The organism is Actinoplanes sp. NPDC051537 (assembly GCF_055586105.1).
The window spans coordinates 350,511-366,473 of sequence record NZ_JBVJIU010000010.1 but is presented as its reverse complement, the minus strand read 5'-3'; the positions used below and the strand labels follow the sequence as shown (position 1 = coordinate 366,473).

13 protein-coding genes are annotated in these 15,963 nt (G+C 70.1%); 8 read left to right on the top strand and 5 right to left on the bottom strand.

Annotated features, from left to right (window positions below; genetic code table 11):
* The first annotated feature begins 32 nt into the window (after window positions 1–32).
* The 4 genes from ACZ6TB_RS26030 (at window position 33) to disA (ending at window position 4,311) form a co-directional block, all read left to right on the top strand.
* Entirely contained in the window at window positions 33–860 is an 828-nt protein-coding gene (locus tag ACZ6TB_RS26030; RefSeq protein ID WP_465557869.1) for a UbiA family prenyltransferase, read from the top strand.
* A 130-nt stretch (window positions 861–990) separates the two neighbouring features.
* On the top strand, window positions 991–1,587 hold the full coding sequence (locus ACZ6TB_RS26025; protein ID WP_465557867.1) for a hypothetical protein: 597 nt from the start codon (window positions 991–993) through the stop codon (window positions 1,585–1,587).
* Window positions 1,588–1,618: 31 nt separating this feature from the next.
* A complete protein-coding gene (gene radA, locus ACZ6TB_RS26020) occupies window positions 1,619–3,037 on the top strand; it encodes a DNA repair protein RadA (protein ID WP_465557865.1) in 1,419 nt (472 codons plus the stop codon).
* A gap of 83 nt (window positions 3,038–3,120) precedes the next feature.
* Complete coding sequence (gene disA, locus ACZ6TB_RS26015) at window positions 3,121–4,311, top strand: DNA integrity scanning diadenylate cyclase DisA (protein ID WP_465557863.1); 1,191 nt, start codon at window positions 3,121–3,123, stop codon at window positions 4,309–4,311.
* A 39-nt stretch (window positions 4,312–4,350) separates the two neighbouring features.
* Here the strand turns inward: disA and ACZ6TB_RS26010 are convergent, their stop codons facing one another.
* The 3 genes from ACZ6TB_RS26010 to ACZ6TB_RS26000 form a co-directional block, all read right to left on the bottom strand.
* Entirely contained in the window at window positions 4,351–5,136 is a 786-nt protein-coding gene (locus ACZ6TB_RS26010) for an adhesin (RefSeq protein ID WP_465557861.1), read from the bottom strand.
* 82 nt (window positions 5,137–5,218) lie between these two features.
* Entirely contained in the window at window positions 5,219–5,746 is a 528-nt protein-coding gene (gene def, locus ACZ6TB_RS26005) for a peptide deformylase (protein WP_465557859.1), read from the bottom strand.
* Window positions 5,743–6,246: a glycine cleavage system transcriptional repressor gene (locus ACZ6TB_RS26000; protein WP_465557857.1), complete on the bottom strand. Its 504-nt coding sequence runs from the start codon at window positions 6,244–6,246 to the stop codon at window positions 5,743–5,745. Before ACZ6TB_RS26000 ends, def begins: the two co-directional genes overlap by 4 nt.
* 21 nt (window positions 6,247–6,267) lie before the next feature.
* Here ACZ6TB_RS26000 and ACZ6TB_RS25995 point away from each other — a divergent pair, with 21 nt between their 5' ends.
* The gene (locus tag ACZ6TB_RS25995; RefSeq protein ID WP_465557855.1) at window positions 6,268–7,164 is read left to right on the top strand and encodes an HhH-GPD family protein; all 897 of its coding nucleotides are present in this window, start codon (window positions 6,268–6,270) and stop codon (window positions 7,162–7,164) included.
* Between the two features lie 206 nt (window positions 7,165–7,370).
* The gene (locus ACZ6TB_RS25990) at window positions 7,371–8,240 is read left to right on the top strand and encodes a GNAT family N-acetyltransferase (RefSeq protein ID WP_465557853.1); all 870 of its coding nucleotides are present in this window, start codon (window positions 7,371–7,373) and stop codon (window positions 8,238–8,240) included.
* On the opposite strand, the gene ACZ6TB_RS25985 is transcribed toward ACZ6TB_RS25990, so the two are convergent.
* The gene (locus tag ACZ6TB_RS25985; RefSeq protein ID WP_465557851.1) at window positions 8,237–9,205 is read right to left on the bottom strand and encodes an arabinan endo-1,5-alpha-L-arabinosidase; all 969 of its coding nucleotides are present in this window, start codon (window positions 9,203–9,205) and stop codon (window positions 8,237–8,239) included. The genes ACZ6TB_RS25990 and ACZ6TB_RS25985 overlap by 4 nt on opposite strands.
* Window positions 9,206–9,404: 199 nt before the next feature.
* Here ACZ6TB_RS25985 and ACZ6TB_RS25980 point away from each other — a divergent pair, with 199 nt between their 5' ends.
* Window positions 9,405–11,909: an alpha-L-arabinofuranosidase C-terminal domain-containing protein gene (locus ACZ6TB_RS25980; protein ID WP_465557849.1), complete on the top strand. Its 2,505-nt coding sequence runs from the start codon at window positions 9,405–9,407 to the stop codon at window positions 11,907–11,909.
* Complete coding sequence (locus ACZ6TB_RS25975; RefSeq protein WP_465557847.1) at window positions 11,906–13,294, top strand: family 43 glycosylhydrolase; 1,389 nt, start codon at window positions 11,906–11,908, stop codon at window positions 13,292–13,294. The genes ACZ6TB_RS25980 and ACZ6TB_RS25975 overlap by 4 nt, the downstream gene beginning before the upstream one ends.
* Window positions 13,295–13,350: 56 nt before the next feature.
* On the opposite strand, the gene ACZ6TB_RS25970 is transcribed toward ACZ6TB_RS25975, so the two are convergent.
* Complete coding sequence (locus tag ACZ6TB_RS25970) at window positions 13,351–15,873, bottom strand: ATP-dependent Clp protease ATP-binding subunit (RefSeq protein WP_465557845.1); 2,523 nt, start codon at window positions 15,871–15,873, stop codon at window positions 13,351–13,353.
* Window positions 15,874–15,963: the final 90 nt, after the last annotated feature.

The following is a 15,963-nucleotide window of genomic DNA, read 5'->3' as shown; positions in this document are numbered from 1 at the left end:
CACGCATCCGGCACAACCACCACACTGCTCTCATGGCCCGCGCGCTCGCCTTGATCAAATCGTCCCATCCGGAGCCCGGGCTCGCCGTCACCGTGGCGATGACGCTGCTGGCCCTTGGGGTCGGGCATCGGGGCTGGGCGATCCCGGTGATCTTCCTGGCGGTGCTGGCCACCCAGCTCGCGGTGGGCTGGGTGAACGACTGGCTCGACGCGGCGCGCGACCGCGTCGCGGGGCGGGCCGACAAACCGATCGCGGCGGGTGCGGTCTCCCGGCGTACGGTCGGAATCGCCGGACTGATCGCCTCGCTCGCCGTTCCCCTGCTCGCCGCGCCGTTCGGCCTCGAGCCGGCGGCGATCCTCAGCGTGGCCACCGTTTTCGCGCTGCTCTACGACTGGCCGCTGAAGTCCACGGTGTTCTCGGTGGTGCCCTACCTGATCGCCTTCGGCCTGCTCCCGGCCTTCGTGGTGACCGCGCTGCCGGGCCACCCGGCGCCGCCGTTCTGGCTGGTCACGGCCGGTGCCCTGCTCGGCGGCGGCGCGCATTTCGCGAACGTGCTGCCCGACCTCGAGGACGACGCGGCGACCGGCGTGCGCGGCCTGCCCCACCGGCTCGGCGCCTCCGGATCCACTCTCGCGGCCGCGATTCTCCTCCTCGGCGCGACGCTCACGCTGGTCTTCGGGCCGGACGGGCGTCCGTCGTGGGCGGGCTGGGCGGCCGCGGCGGCCTCCGTCGTGGTCCTTCCCCTCGGCTGGTACGCGTCGAAGCGGGCCACGGGACGGCGGGTGGCCATGTTCCGGGCGGTGATCGTGGTGGCCCTGATCGACGTCCTGTTACTGATCTTCAGCGGCCGGGTGGTGTGAATGGACGGGTCGGCGCACGAGCCGGATCACGGCCCTCTACGCTGAGCGGTGAGCTCCGCTTACTTTTTCTTGGAGGATCGTGATGCGCTCGCTGGGAACCCGCCGTGTCGCACAGGCCGCGGGTGCCGCGATGATCGCCGTGATCGCGCTCGCCGGTTGCTCGGCCGGTCAGGTCGCCGAGACCGCCATGCTCAAGTCGCCGATCTCCGGGCTCAACACGCAGAGCCCCGACGGCAAGCTGCAGATCCGCAACCTCCAGGTCAGCTACAACGGCACCCAGGGCTACCCGGCCAACGGCACCGCGCCGCTCGAGGTCAGCCTGTTCAACCAGGCGACCGACCCGATCACGGTGACGATCACCAGCCAGCCGCAGACCGACGTGGTGGCCGGCATCGTCTCGGCCCAGCAGGTCGGCGTCGGCCCCGCGCCCGCCGCGAGCCCGGCCCCCGACGCGTCCGCGCCGGCCGCGGCCGACGCCCCGGCGCTGCAGCCGGCCAAGTTCACGATCGAGCCGCTCGGCAGCCAGACGTTCCTGTCGACCACCAACCCGGCGCTGCAGGCCGCGGGCCTGACCAACGCGCTCAAGCCGGGCTTCTCGCTGAGCCTCACCATCCAGGTCGACGGCGGCCAGGCGATGACCGTGCTCGCCCCGGTCGCGACCCCGGCCTCGCCGGCCTCCCGCGGCCCGGCGGTCGTCGACGACGAGGGCAAAGAGTCCGAGGGCTAGTTTTGTCGTACCGTCCGGCTAGCTTGTCCGGGTGACGACCTCCCGTACGGCCGCGAAGGCCGCCAGGCCCGCCTACGTCTGCGACGCCTGCGGGCATCAGCCGCCGAAATGGCTCGGCCGGTGCCCGGAGTGCGGCGAGTGGGGCTCGGTCATCGAGTCCACCGTGAGCAGCCCGCTGGGTTCCGGTCGCGTGGTGGCCTCGCGCATGCCGGCCGAGCCGGCCCGGCCGATCGCCACGATCAGCGCCGCCCCGGCCAAGGCCGTGCCGACCAACGTCAGCGAGCTCGACCGCGTCCTCGGCGGCGGCCTGGTGCCCGGCGCGGTCGTCCTGCTGGCCGGCGAGCCGGGTGTGGGCAAGTCCACACTGTTGCTCGACGTGGCCCAGCAGTGGGCGGCCGGCGCCGGCACGCCGTCACTGGTGGTGAGCGGCGAAGAGTCGGTGAGCCAGGTCCGGCTGCGGGCCGAGCGGCTCGGCGCGCTGCACGACAAGCTCTTCCTGGCCTCCGAGAGCGACCTCGGCGCGGTGCTCGGCCATCTCGACGCGGTCAAGCCCGGCCTGCTCGTGCTCGACTCGGTGCAGACCATCTCGGCCCCCGGCACCGAGGGCGTGCCCGGCGGCGTCACCCAGGTCCGCGCCGTCACCGCGGCGCTGGTCGGCGTGGCCAAGGAGCGCGGCATCGCGACCGTCCTGGTCGGTCACGTCACCAAGGACGGTCAGGTCGCCGGTCCCCGCGTGCTCGAGCACCTGGTCGACGTGGTGCTCCACTTCGAGGGCGACAAGCACTCGTCGTTGCGCCTGGTCCGGGGTGTGAAGAACCGCTACGGCGCGGCCGACGAGGTGGGCTGCTTCGAGATGCACGAGGGCGGCATCGCGAGCCTGGCCGACCCGTCCGGGCTGTTCCTCACCCGCTATCACGAGCCCGTTCCCGGCACCTGCGTCACGGTCGCCATGGAGGGCCGGCGTGCGCTGGTCACCGAGGTGCAGGCGCTGATCGGGGCCGAGGTGCAGGGCTCCCCGCGGCGTACGGTCTCGGGCCTCGACAGCGCTCGCCTGGCGATGGTCCTCGCCGTCCTCGAGCGCCGCACCAAGCAGCTCAAGCTCTACAACCGCGAGGTCTTCGCGGCCACCGTCGGCGGCATCCGGCTGGTCGAGCCCTCGGCCGACCTGGCCATGGCGCTGGCCGTGGCCTCCGGCGGGCTCGACCTGGCGATGGCGCCGACGCTGGTCGCGATCGGCGAGGTCGGCCTCACCGGCGAGATCCGCCGGGTCGGCGCCGTGGGCCGGCGGCTGGCCGAGGCGGCCCGTCTCGGCTTTCGCGAGGCGCTGGTCCCGCCCGGCTGCGACCCCGAGGGCACGACGCCCAAGGGCATGCGGGTCACCGAGGTCAGCGACCTACGCTCCGCATTGCAGTCGGCCGCCCGGGCCTCGGCCGAGCATGGTTCGCGGTGACACAGCGTGATGTTTCATCACGCTACGGAGCATTCATCGCACCACGCCTCGATGGCCTGGATGACAGTCCGTAGAATGTACAGGTGCCGCTCGACCGCGATGGTTCCAAGCCCGCCGCTGCCAGCCCGACGCCACGACCAGGCGTCAACGGTTCGGCGCGCCCCGCGGCGGCCACGTCGTCCACTCCTGGCCTGTCCGGTGGTGGCGTGAGCGTCGACCCGCTGCGCGCCAATCTGGCGCTGATGGCCCCCGGCACCGCCCTGCGCGACGGTCTCGAACGCATCCTGCGCGGCCGCACCGGCGCGCTGATCGTGCTCGGCCACGACACGGTGGTCGAGAGCATCTGCACCGGCGGTTTCTCGCTGGATGTGGAGTTCTCCGCGACCCGCCTGCGCGAGCTGTGCAAGATGGACGGTGCCGTCGTCCTGTCCTCCGACGGCACCCGCATCGTGCGGGCCGCCGTCCACCTGATGCCCGACCCGTCGATCCCGTCCGAGGAGTCCGGCACCCGCCACCGCACCGCCGAGCGGGTCGCCAAGCAGTCCGGCTTTCCCGTCATCTCGGTTTCGCAGTCCATGCGCATCATCGGGCTGTACGTGAACGGGCAGCGCCACGTCCTCGACGACTCGGCCGCGATTCTGTCCCGGGCCAACCAGGCGCTGGCGACCCTCGAGCGCTACAAGCTGCGCCTCGACGAGGTTTCCGGCACGCTCTCCGCCCTGGAGATCGAAGACCTGGTTACGGTGCGCGACGCCGTGGCCGTGGTCCAGCGGCTCGAGATGGTCCGCCGCATCGCCGACGAGATCTCCGGTTACGTGGTCGAGCTCGGCACCGACGGCCGTCTGCTCGCCCTCCAGCTCGACGAGCTGATGGCCGGCGTCGACGCCGACCGCACCCTGGTCATCCGCGACTACCTGCCGACCGGCCGCAAGGCCCGCACGCTCGACGAGGCCCTGGTCGAGCTCGACCTGCTCTCGGCCACCGAGATGATCGACCTGGTGGCCGTGGCCAAGGCGATCGGTTACCCGGGCGCCTCCGACGCGCTGGACGCGGCCGTCTCCCCGCGGGGCTTCCGCCTGCTGGCCAAGGTCCCCCGGCTGCCCGCACCCATCGTCGACCGCCTGGTCGACCATTTCGGCAGCCTCCAGCGCCTCCTGGGCGCGACGGTGGAAGATCTCCAGGCCGTCGACGGGGTGGGCGATGCCCGGGCCCGTGGCGTCCGTGAGGGCCTCTCCCGCTTGGCCGAGGCCTCGATCCTCGAGCGTTACGTCTAGGGCCCGTCCGAGCCCGGCCGCTCGGGCCGCTCAGGCCGCTCAGGCCGCGATCGTCAGGAGCACCGGCTGGCTGATCAGCGTGCCCAAGCGGGCGCGCAGCTCGAACTGACCCGGCGGCGGGTTCGGGCCCGAGGCGGCGTTCCCCGCGCAGGCGCTCGACTGCCGGCCGTTCCAGGTCACCTTGTAGGAGCGCGACTCGCCCGGGGCGAACTGCCGCAGGTCGCTGCCCTTGGCGGCGCTGCACGTGTCCGAGGACCAGTACTTGCGAGCGGCCTGCTCGAGATAAAGCTCCTGCGGTCCGGCACCGACGTCGCGCCCACACGTACGGCTGCTGGTGTTCTTGACCGTGAGCGTGATGTCCACGCTCGCGCCGCGCTTGACCGTCGTGCTCGCCACGCTCGGCGTCACCTGGATCTCGGTGTCCCCGCAGGAACCGTCGGCCGGCGCGGTGACGTTGGTGTTCTGCCCGTTGCCCGCGGCCGCCGTGGTCGGCGCCGTCGCGCTCGAGCCGTTGCCCGTGCCATCGTCGGTGCCCGGGTTCTGCGACTCGAGGTCGCCCAGGGCGGGCAGCGAAGGACCGCCGCCACCACCCGGCGGCACATTGTCCAGGAAGGACGGCTCGGTCTCCCCGGGGCTGGTCTTCGATGCGGGGGCCGGCGTGGGCAACTGCGACGAGGAGGGTCCCTTGCCGCGCTGATCGTTCTTATCGTCGCCGCCGGAGCAGGAAACGAACAGCACGATGATGCCGAGCAGGACCGCACCCAGCACGACCGCACGACGCCGCCAGTAGACGGCGGGAGGAAGGGAACCAACCGTCGTTCGCATGATGCGGTCACCGTAAACCCGGACACCCTCCGCCAAGGCCGCGACGCGCCGGGTATGCGACACGGACTCGCCTTACCTATCGTTAGAGATAGACCTTCCGCTGGTAGATGGCGTGCGCCCCGGCCACCCGATCGAGGAACAACTTTCCGGCGCAGTGATCGATCTCGTGTTGCAGCGCCCGCGCCTCGAACGCGTCGGTGGTGATGGTGACGGGCTCGCCGGTGCCGGGCTCGACCGCCTCGACGACAATCCGGCCGGCCCGCTTCACCTCGCCGGTGAGGTCGGGCACGGACATGCAGCCCTCGCGCCCGGTCTTCCACCGGCTGGCCTCGATGATCTTCGCGTTGCAGAGCACGAACGTGCCGTGCGTGGTGGCCGTCTTCGGGTGGCCGACCACGTCGACGGCGAAGACCTGGGCGCCCACGCCGACCTGTGGCGCGGCCAGTCCGACGCAGCCGGGCGAGATCTTCATGGTGGCGACCAGGTCGGCGGCGAGCTGCACGATCGCCGGGTCGACGGGATCGACCTCGTCGCCGACCGTGCTGAGGACGGTGGCGGGAGCGGTGACGACCGGAAGGACGTGCCCCTCCGGCAGATCGGGGAGGCTCACAGAATCTCCGACTCGGCGCGGCGCAGCGTCACCTCGACGCCGAGCTCGGCGGCGGCCACGGCGAGGCGCTCGGCCAGCTCGTCGCCGGCCCCGGCGGGCAGATCCACCTCGGCGACCAGCACGTAGAGGGTGCCGCCGAGACGCGTGGTCAGGTCGGTGACGTTGCCGCCCTCGGCCGCCACCTCCCGGGTGATCGCCGCGACGATGCCGAGCCGGTCGGCGCCGTGCACGCTCACCACCCAGGGTTCGCCCCCGCCGACCTCGTCCGTCTCCGGCTCGACCATCCGCACGGCGGTGGTCACATCCTTGAGCGGCGCGAGTGCCGCCTCGGCTTCCTCGACGCCCGGCCCGGTGCAGATCAGGGTCATCGCGAAGTGGCCACGCAGGCGGGTCATCGTCGAGTCGGTGAGGTTGGCGCCGACCCCGGCGAGCGCCTCGGCCACGTCGGCGACGATTCCGGTCCGGTCCGGACCGATGACGGTGATGGCGAGCTCATGCACCCGCTTACAGTAAGTCCTGCCATGACTTTTGCCGACGACGCCATCGCCTGGTACGACCAGAATGCCCGCGACCTTCCCTGGCGGCAGCCCGGAACGACCCCCTGGGCGGTGCTGGTGAGCGAGGTGATGCTGCAACAGACCCCGGTCGTACGGGTGGAGCCCGCCTGGCGTGCCTGGATGGCGCGCTGGCCCACGCCCGCCGACCTGGCCGCCGACCCGCCCGCCGAGGCCATCCGCATGTGGGGCCGCCTCGGCTACCCGCGCCGCGCGATGCGCCTGCACGCCTGCGCGACCGCCATCGTCGAGCGCCACGGCGGCGAGATACCCGACGACCTGGACCAGCTGCTGGCACTCCCCGGGGTGGGCACCTACACGGCCCGGGCGGTGGCCACCTTCGCGTACGGCCAGCGGCACCCGGTAGTCGACACGAACGTGCGGCGCGTCGTCTCCCGGGCCGTCGAGGGCAAGCCCGACGCCGGCCCCAACACGACCGCCGCCGACCTGGTCGCCGTCGCCGAGCTGCTGCCCGCGGACGCACCGCGGGCGGCCCGGGCGAGCATCGCCTTCATGGAGCTCGGCGCCATCGTCTGCACGGCCCGCTCGCCGCGCTGCCCGGCGTGCCCGTTCGCGGACACTTGCGCCTGGCGAGCCTCCGGCCGGTCGCTGCCGGAGGGCCCGAGCCGCAAGCCGCAGCGGTACGCCGGAACGGACCGCCAGGTGCGAGGCTTGCTGCTCGAGGTGCTGCGCCACGCCACCGGCCCGGTCCCCCGCCAGCGTCTGGACATGGTCTGGTCGGACGAGACCCAGCGGGCGCGGGCCTTGGCCGGGTTGCTCGAGGACGGGTTGGTGGAGGTGCTGGGCGTCGACGATTTCGTGCTGGCCGGCGATGGTCCGCGGCGGGAGGTGCAGACGCTTTAGGCCGCGGGCCGTTGTGCACCGTCGTGGGCCGTCGCCGCACCCGCAGCACGCGCCCCGCAGCACGCCCCGCAGCACGCGCCCCGCACCCACGGCCCACCCTTTTGGGTGGGCCGATACAAGCATCCCCGTACGACAAAACCGCGGCCATGTCCCCAGAGTGATCGACGGGCACCCGCCGCAGCGCCGGTTCCGGCACCATGGCTGCCATGGTCGACACCGCCGCCCTCCTGACCGCCTACGACGCGCAGATGCGCATGCCGACCGGCGCCGTCCCGGCGGGCGTGACCTACGAGCACGACGGTCCGATCGTCCGGATCGTCGGCACGCACATGGGACGCATCCGGGCGCCGCGCGACGTCGGGGTCACCGGCGCCGAGCTCGACCGGCTGATCGCCCGCCAGCGCGACTACTTCCGGGCCCGGGGCGAAGGCGTCGAGTGGAAGGTTCGGGCCCACGACCTGCCCGCGGACCTCCCCGAACGCCTCGTCGCGGCCGGTTTCGTAGCGGAGGATCCGGCGACGGTGCTGCTCGGCTCGGCCGAGGAAGTGGCCGCCGAGCCGGTCCTGCCCGACGGCGTCGTGCTGCGACGGGTCAGCGAAGCCGAGGACCTGCGCCGCATCGCCGACCAGCAGACCGAGGTGTGGGGTTTCGACTGCTCCTGGGTAGCCGCCGACCTCGCCGGCCAGGTGTCGGCCGATCCGGGCCAGATCACCATCCTGATCGCCGAGGCCGGCGACCAGCTCGCGTGCAGCGCCTGGTCGGTGTACTTCCCGGGCACCGATTTCGTAGCGCTGCTCGGCGGCACGACGCTGCCGGCCTGGCGGGGACGCGGCCTCTATCGCGCCATGCTCGCCGAGCGGGCCCGGGAGGCGGTCGCCCGCGGCTTCCCGCTGCTGCACGTCGACGCGTCCCCGGCCAGCACGCCCATCCTGCGTCGATGCGGCTTCCACGAGATCACCACTGCGACGTACTTCCAGTGGACGCCGCCGAGTAGCCGGCCCCACCCGTTTGGGTGGGGCCGAGACAACCAGCCGGGTACGACAATTTCGGCCGCGCCATCCACAGGCGAGGGCTAATAGACGTACGGCCAACCAGCCGAGTCATAGCCGAGCAAATTGATGCCCAACCGGGCAGCCCCATTGTCCGCGTAATAGTGATAAACGAGTACATCAGCGTCACTGTCCGTAAAGACGGACTGGCCGCCGGGACCGTGGATGCTGCCGTGGCCGGCCAAGATCTCGGAGCCACCACTGCTCGTCATGGCCACGCCGTTCTTGTCGGTGAACGGGCCGTTCACCGACGTCGAGCGGCCCACCATGATGCGGTACGTGCTCGACGCGCCCCGGCAGCAGAGGTCGAACGACACGAACAGGTAGTAGTACGAGCCGTGCCGGAAGAGGAACGGGGCCTCGATCGCGCCGCCGCCGCGGCCCGCGATGGAACGGATCGTGCTGTCCAGCCGCTTGCCCGTCGAGGCGTTCAGCTGGACCTGCTTGATCCCGGACCAGAACGACCCGAAGCTCAGCCACCAGCGCCCGGACGGGTCGACGTACAGGTTCGGGTCGATGGCGTTGAAGTTGTCGCTGGTTTTCGACTCGATGACCAGGCCCTGGTTGCTCCAGCTGCCGGAGGCGCCGGTGCTGCTGGTGGCCAGGAAGATCGCCGAGTGGTTCGAGCCGAAGGTGGACGCCGAGTAGTACATGAAGTACTTCCCGTTCCGGTACGAGATGTCCGGCGCCCACAGGTTCTTGCTGCCGCCCGTGTACGAGGTCGTCCACGACGCGCCGCTCGGGAAGGCCACGCCGGCGTCCCGGAAGGCGGTGCGGTCGGTCGACGTCTTCAGCACGATGTTGTCGCCGGTGTGCGCGATCACGTACGTCCCGTCGGGCTTCTTGACGACGCCCGGGTCGTGCACGTTGACGCTGCCGGTGACCACGCCGGGGTTCGGGTACGTGGCGGCCTCGGCCGACCGGATGCCGACGGCGGTGCCGGCCGCGACCGTCAGCACGACCGCGGTGGTAAGCGCTTTCCTGCGAAGCATAGATCTCGCCTCTCCACGCTGACATTTCGGGGATGTTACGGCTAGAGTGAACGTTCACATAGATGGACGTCAAGCGATGGGCGCGACCTTAAGACGGTCTTCAGCAGGAACTTTTACAGAAGGCGCGATCGCCTTGGGAGCACCTTCGAAGCCCAGCGATGTTGACGTGCACAAGGACATCTCGGGAGGGACCCCCGTCATGCCCCGACTTCGAACACGAGTCGCCGGCGCCGCCGTGGCACTGGTGGCGCTGCCGCTCGCGGTGGCGCCACCGGCCTCCGCGGCGGCGGACCCGGACTACACGATCACCCTGAACCCGGCCGCGAAGGGCGCCACCATCGCCGACTCGATGTACGGCGTCTTCTTCGAGGACATCAACTTCGCGGCGGACGGCGGCCTCTACGCCGAGTTGGTCCGCAACCGCTCGTTCGAGTTCCGGCCGGCCGACAACAACGCGTACAACGGCCTGACCGGCTGGACGGTGAGCGGCGCCGCCACCACGGTCGACGACGACGCCCGGCTCAACGACCGCAACCGCACCTACCTGCGGGTGACCGGCGGCGCCGACCTGACGAACGCCGGCTACAACAGCGGCATAGCCCTGAAAAAGGGCGAAATTTACGACTTCTCCGTCTGGGCCCGCGCGGACCAAAAAGCGAAACTGACCGTAAGTCTGCACGCCCAGGACGGCACCACGGTCGCGAGTGGACTCACCAGGACGATCACCACCGACAAGTGGACCAAGTACGAGGGGACGATCAAGGCGACCAGAACCACCGACAACGGCCGGCTCACCGTCGGGGTCGACCAGAGCGCGCGCCTGGACATGATCTCGCTGACGCCGCGGGACACGTACCGGAGCCACGGTCTTAGAAAAGATCTTGCGGAGAAGATCGCGGCACTCCACCCCGGATTCCTGCGCTTCCCCGGCGGTTGCCTGGTCAACACCGGCAGCATGGACGCCTACGACGCGACCGACAACTACCCGCGCGCCCGTTCCTACCAGTGGAAGGACACGGTCGGCGCGGTCGAGACCCGGGCCACCAACGCCAACTTCTGGGGCTACAACCAGAGCTACGGCCTCGGCTACTACGAGTACCTCCAGTTCGCCGAAGACATCGGGGCCAAGCCGCTGCCGGTCGTGCCCGCCCTGGTCACCGGCTGCGGGCAGAACCGCGCCACCGACGACCCGGCGCTGCTCCAACGGCACATTCAGGACACTTTGGACCTGATCGAGTGCGCGAACGGGCCGGTCACCAGCACCTGGGGCAAGCTGCGCGCGCAGATGGGCCACCCCAAGCCGTTCGGCCTCCACATGATCGCGGTCGGCAACGAGGAGAACCTGCCCGACCAGTACTTCGCGAACTACCTCAAGTTCCGAGAGGCGATCAAGGCGAAGTACCCGGATGTCACGGTGATCAGCAACTCCGGCCCGGACGACATGGGCGTCACCTTCGACAACCTGTGGGCCAAGAACAAGGCGGCCGGCAGCGACATGGTCGACGAGCACTACTACAACAGCCCGTCCTGGTTCCTGCAGAACAACGGGCGCTATGACGCGTACGACCGCAGTGGTCCCCAGGTTTTCCTCGGTGAATACGCCTCGCTGGACGCCAAGTTCGCCAACTCCCTGGCCGAGGCGGCCTACATGACCGGGCTCGAGCGCAACGCCGACGTGGTGAAGATGGCGTCCTACGCGCCACTGCTCGCCAACATCGACAACGTCCAGTGGCGTCCGGACATGATCTGGTTCGACAACGACGAGTCCTGGGGCTCGACCAGCTACCAGATGCAGAAGCTGTTCATGAACAACGTCGGCGACCGCGTCGTACCGAGCAAGGTCACCGGCGGAAAGGTCGTCCAGCCGCAGCCGGTCACCGGCCGGGTCGGGCTCTCCACCTGGGCGACCGCGGCCCGCTACGACGACGTCAAGGTCACCGCGCCCGACGGCACGCCGCTCTTCCAAGACGACTTCAACGACGGCAACGCGGACGGCTGGAGCTCGCTCTCCGGGCGCGGCACCTGGTCGGTCCAGGACGGCGCCTACGTGCAGTCGGACACGGCGGCCACCAACACGATGGTCGCGGCGGCCACCAACATCACCGCCACCGACTACGACATCTCGTTGAAGGCCACCAAGACGGCCGGCGCCGAGGGCTTCCTGATCCCGTTCGGCATCAAGGACTCGAACACCTGGTACTGGTGGAACCTGGGCGGCTGGAACAACACCCAGGGCGCGGTCGAGAAGGCGGCCGGCAACGCCGAGGCCAAGGAACAGATCATGACCAAGCCCGACACCGTGGTCACCGGGCAGACGTACAACCTGACCATTCAGGTACGCGGCACCGCGGTCACGCTGATCAAGGACGGCGTGGTCTGGGGCAGCTTCGACGACAACAAGGTCAGCGAGCCGTTCGCACAGGTCGTCACCCACGACGACCGGACCGGCGAACTGATCGTCAAGGTCGTCAATGCCGCCGACAGCCCGGCCGCCACCAAGATCGACCTCGGTGGCCTCAAGGTGGCGCGCACGGCGCGGATGACCGTCCTGAGCGGCGACCCGGGCGAGCAGAACACCCGCTCGGCCGAGCCGATCCAGCCGGTCACCAGCACGGTCGGCGGCATCGGATCCTCGTTCACCCGGACGTTCCCGGCCGACTCGGTCACGTTCCTGCGGATCAAAGCTCTTAAGGAGACTTCATGAGACGGCGCATCTTGCTCGGCGCAGCCGCCGCCGCGGGAATCGCCGGCCTGACCCGGGCCGGCGCGGCCGAGGCGTCCGGGCCGCGCACGGACGCCGAGATTTACGGTGTCCCGACCGTCCAGCCGCTGATCAGCCAGCGGGCGGACCCGTTCATCACGCCTCGCACCGACGGGATGTACTACTTCACCGGCTCGGTCCCGGAGTATGACCGGGTCGCGCTGCGCGGCGCCACCACGCTGGCCGGCCTGACCGGCGCCGCCGAGAACGTGATCTGGCATCGCCCGGCGACCGGCAAGATGGCCGGCCACATCTGGGCGCCGGAGCTGCATCGGATCGACGGCCGCTGGTACGTGTATTTCGCGGCCGGCGACTCCGACGACGTGTTCCGCATCCGCACGTACGTGCTGGAGTCGTCCCGGGCCGACCCGCTGGACCCGGCCGGCTGGTCGCTCAAGGGCCAGCTGCTGACCGAGTGGGACGGCTTCACGCTGGACTCCACGACGTTCGCCCATCGCGGCCGGCGCTACCTGGTGTGGGCCGAGAGCGAGCCGGAGATCGCGGTCAACACCAGCATCTACATCGCGCGCCTTGCCAACCCGTGGACGCTGGCATCGAAGCCGACGCGGATCACGACGCCGACCAGGAGCTGGGAGATCCAGGGCTACCGGGTCAACGAGGGGCCGGCCGTGCTGGTCCGCAACGGCCGGGTGTTCCTGACCTTCTCGGCGAGCGCCACCGACGCCCGCTACTGCATGGGCCTGCTCACCGCGGACGCCGACGCCGATCTGCTGGACCGGGACTCGTGGGTCAAGACGCCCGACCCGATCTTCGGGACGGATCCCCTCACCAGCCGCTACGGACCGGGGCACAACTCGTTCACGGTGGCCGAGGACGGCGTGACCGACGTGCTGGTCTACCACGCCCGCGACTACCGGGACATCACCGGCGACCCGCTCTACGACCCGAACCGGCACACCCGCGTGCAGAAGCTCTACTGGCATCCGGACGGGACTCCGCTGTTCGGGGTGCCGGTGGGCGACGGCGGCCCGATCGTGCGGCTCTCCCCCGACGACCGGCGCAACGATTTCGTACGGCACACCGACGGCGCCCTCGCGGTGGCCCGGGCGCCGCGCGACCTGGCCGCCACCCAGTTCCGCTTCGAGGCGCGGGCGGACGACGCCGAGGTGATCCGTTCCGTCGATCTTCCCGACCGATTTGTCCAAATTGACGGGTCGAACGTGGGCCTGGCTTCGGCCGGCGCCTTGTTCCGGCGCGAGACCATGCGGCACGGCGTCCGCATCCGGGCGGTCGACGGCGGCTACCTGCGCGCCGACGGCGGCAAGCTCACGGTCGCTTCGAGCGGAACCGTGTTCGGCCTGAGCTGACCCAAGCGAAACGGCCCGGCTGCGGTCAGCAGCCGGGCCGTTCTCCGTTCAGAGGATCACTCCTCGGTCGTCGCGGCTCCCATGTCGGCGGGGACCGCGTCCGGAACCGTGGATCCCCGGTCGGCGCCGCGGAAGACCAGCTTGGACTTCTCGACGTTCTCCGGGTCGCCCTCGCAGTCCACCACCACGATCTGGCCGGGGCGCAGCTCGTTGAAGAGGATCTGCTCGGACAGGCTGTCTTCCAGGTCGCGCTGGATCGTGCGGCGCAGCGGCCGAGCGCCCAGCACCGGGTCGAAGCCCTTCTTCGCCAGGTACTTCTTCGCGTTGTCGGTCAGCTCGAGACCCATGTCCTTGTTCTTGAGCTGGCCCTCGATCCGCGCGGTGAAGATGTCGACGATCTGCAGGATCTCGTCCTGGCGGAGCTGGTGGAAGACGATCGTGTCGTCGATGCGGTTCAGGAACTCGGGGCGGAAGTGCTGCTTCAGCTCGTCGTTGACCTTGATCTTCATCCGGTCGTAGTTGCTCTCGGTGTCCTCCGAGGCCTGGAAGCCCAGCGACACCGCCTTCGCCACGTCCCGGGTGCCGAGGTTGGTGGTCAGGATGATGACCGTGTTCTTGAAGTCCACGATCCGGCCCTGGCCGTCGGTCAGGCGACCGTCCTCCAGGATCTGCAGCAGCGTGTTGAAGACGTCGGGGTGGGCCTTCTCGATCTCGTCGAACAGGACCACCGAGAACGGCTTGCGGCGCACCTTCTCGGTGAGCTGGCCGCCCTCGTCGTAGCCGACGTACCCGGGAGGGGCGCCGACCAGGCGGGACACCGTGTACCGGTCGTGGAACTCGGACATGTCCAGCTGGATCAGGGCGTCCTCGGAGCCGAACAGGAACTCGGCGAGCGCCTTGGAGAGCTCGGTCTTACCGACGCCGGACGGGCCGGCGAAGATGAACGAGCCGGAGGGGCGCTTCGGGTCCTTGAGGCCGGCCCGGGTGCGGCGGATCGCCTTGGAGACGGCCTTGACCGCGTCCTCCTGGCCGATGACCCGCTTGTGGAGCTCGTCCTCCATGCGGAGCAGCCGGGAGGTCTCCTCCTCGGTGAGCTTGTAGACCGGGATGCCGGTCCAGTTGCCCAGGACCTCGGCGATCTGCTCGTCGTCGACCTCGGACACGACGTCGAGGTCGCCGGCCTTCCACTCCTTCTCCCGCTGGGCCTTCTGGCCGAGCAGCTGCTTCTCCTTGTCGCGCAGCTGGGCGGCGCGCTCGAAGTCCTGCGCGTCGATCGCGGACTCCTTGTCGCGACGCACCTGGGCGATGCGCTCGTCGAAGTCGCGCAGGTCCGGCGGCGCGGTCATCCGGCGGATGCGCATCCGGGCGCCGGCCTCGTCGATCAGGTCGATCGCCTTGTCCGGCAGGAAGCGGTCCGAGATGTACCGGTCGGCCAGCGTCGCCGCGGCCACCAGCGCCGCGTCGGTGATGCTGATCCGGTGGTGCGCCTCGTAGCGGTCGCGGAGGCCCTTGAGGATCTCGATGGTGTGCGCCAGCGACGGCTCGCCGACCTGGATCGGCTGGAAGCGGCGCTCGAGAGCGGCGTCCTTCTCCAGGTGCTTGCGGTACTCGTCGAGAGTGGTCGCACCGATGGTCTGCAGCTCGCCGCGGGCCAGCATCGGCTTCAGGATGCTCGCCGCGTCGATCGCGCCCTCGGCCGCGCCCGCGCCCACCAGCGTGTGGATCTCGTCGATGAACAGGATGATGTCGCCCCGGGTGCGGATCTCCTTGAGCACCTTCTTGAGGCGCTCCTCGAAGTCACCGCGGTAGCGGGAGCCGGCCACCAGCGCGCCGAGGTCGAGCGTGTAGAGCTGCTTGTCCTTGAGCGTCTCGGGCACCTCGCCCTTGACGATCGACTGGGACAGGCCCTCGACGACCGCGGTCTTGCCGACGCCGGGCTCGCCGATGAGCACCGGGTTGTTCTTGGTACGGCGGGAGAGCACCTGCATGACCCGCTCGATTTCCTTCTCCCGGCCGATGACCGGGTCGAGCTTGCCCTCGCGGGCGGCCTGGGTCAGGTTGCGTCCGAACTGGTCGAGCACCAGCGACGTCGACGGCGCGGCCTCGCCCGCCGCGGCGCCGGCCGCGGCCGGCTCCTTGCCCTGGTAGCCCGAGAGCAGCTGGATGACCTGCTGCCGGACCCGGTTGAGGTCGGCGCCGAGCTTGACCAGCACCTGGGCGGCGACGCCCTCGCCCTCCCGGATCAGGCCGAGCAGGATGTGCTCGGTGCCGATGTAGTTGTGGCCGAGCTGCAGCGCCTCGCGCAGCGACAGCTCCAGCACCTTCTTCGCCCGAGGCGTGAACGGGATGTGCCCGCTCGGCGCCTGCTGGCCCTGGCCGATGATCTCTTCGACCTGTTGCCGGACGCCCTCCAACGAGATGCCCAGGCTTTCGAGAGCCTTGGCGGCGACACCTTCGCCCTCGTGGATCAGGCCGAGCAGAATGTGCTCGGTCCCGATGTAGTTGTGGTTGAGCATCCGGGCCTCTTCTTGGGCCAGGACGACAACCCGTCGCGCTCGGTCGGTGAACCGCTCGAACATGCCCTCGTGCTCCTCACGTGCCGTGCGCCAATGCTGAGCCTGTCTCAACAGCTGGCGGGGCCAGCGCACGGGCATCGGTGATGCCCGTGC

Coding starts and splice junctions, on each gene's coding strand:
- ACZ6TB_RS25985 (WP_465557851.1), bottom strand. CDS start 9,205: ATGCTTCGCAGGAAAGCGCTTACCACCGCGGTCGTGCTGACGGTCGCG.
- ACZ6TB_RS25995 (WP_465557855.1), top strand. CDS start 6,268: ATGACTTTTGCCGACGACGCCATCGCCTGGTACGACCAGAATGCCCGC.
- ACZ6TB_RS26010 (WP_465557861.1), bottom strand. CDS start 5,136: ATGCGAACGACGGTTGGTTCCCTTCCTCCCGCCGTCTACTGGCGGCGT.
- ACZ6TB_RS26025 (WP_465557867.1), top strand. CDS start 991: ATGATCGCCGTGATCGCGCTCGCCGGTTGCTCGGCCGGTCAGGTCGCC.
- ACZ6TB_RS25970 (WP_465557845.1), bottom strand. CDS start 15,873: ATGTTCGAGCGGTTCACCGACCGAGCGCGACGGGTTGTCGTCCTGGCC.
- ACZ6TB_RS25980 (WP_465557849.1), top strand. CDS start 9,405: ATGCCCCGACTTCGAACACGAGTCGCCGGCGCCGCCGTGGCACTGGTG.
- ACZ6TB_RS25975 (WP_465557847.1), top strand. CDS start 11,906: ATGAGACGGCGCATCTTGCTCGGCGCAGCCGCCGCCGCGGGAATCGCC.
- ACZ6TB_RS26030 (WP_465557869.1), top strand. CDS start 33: ATGGCCCGCGCGCTCGCCTTGATCAAATCGTCCCATCCGGAGCCCGGG.
- ACZ6TB_RS25990 (WP_465557853.1), top strand. CDS start 7,371: ATGGTCGACACCGCCGCCCTCCTGACCGCCTACGACGCGCAGATGCGC.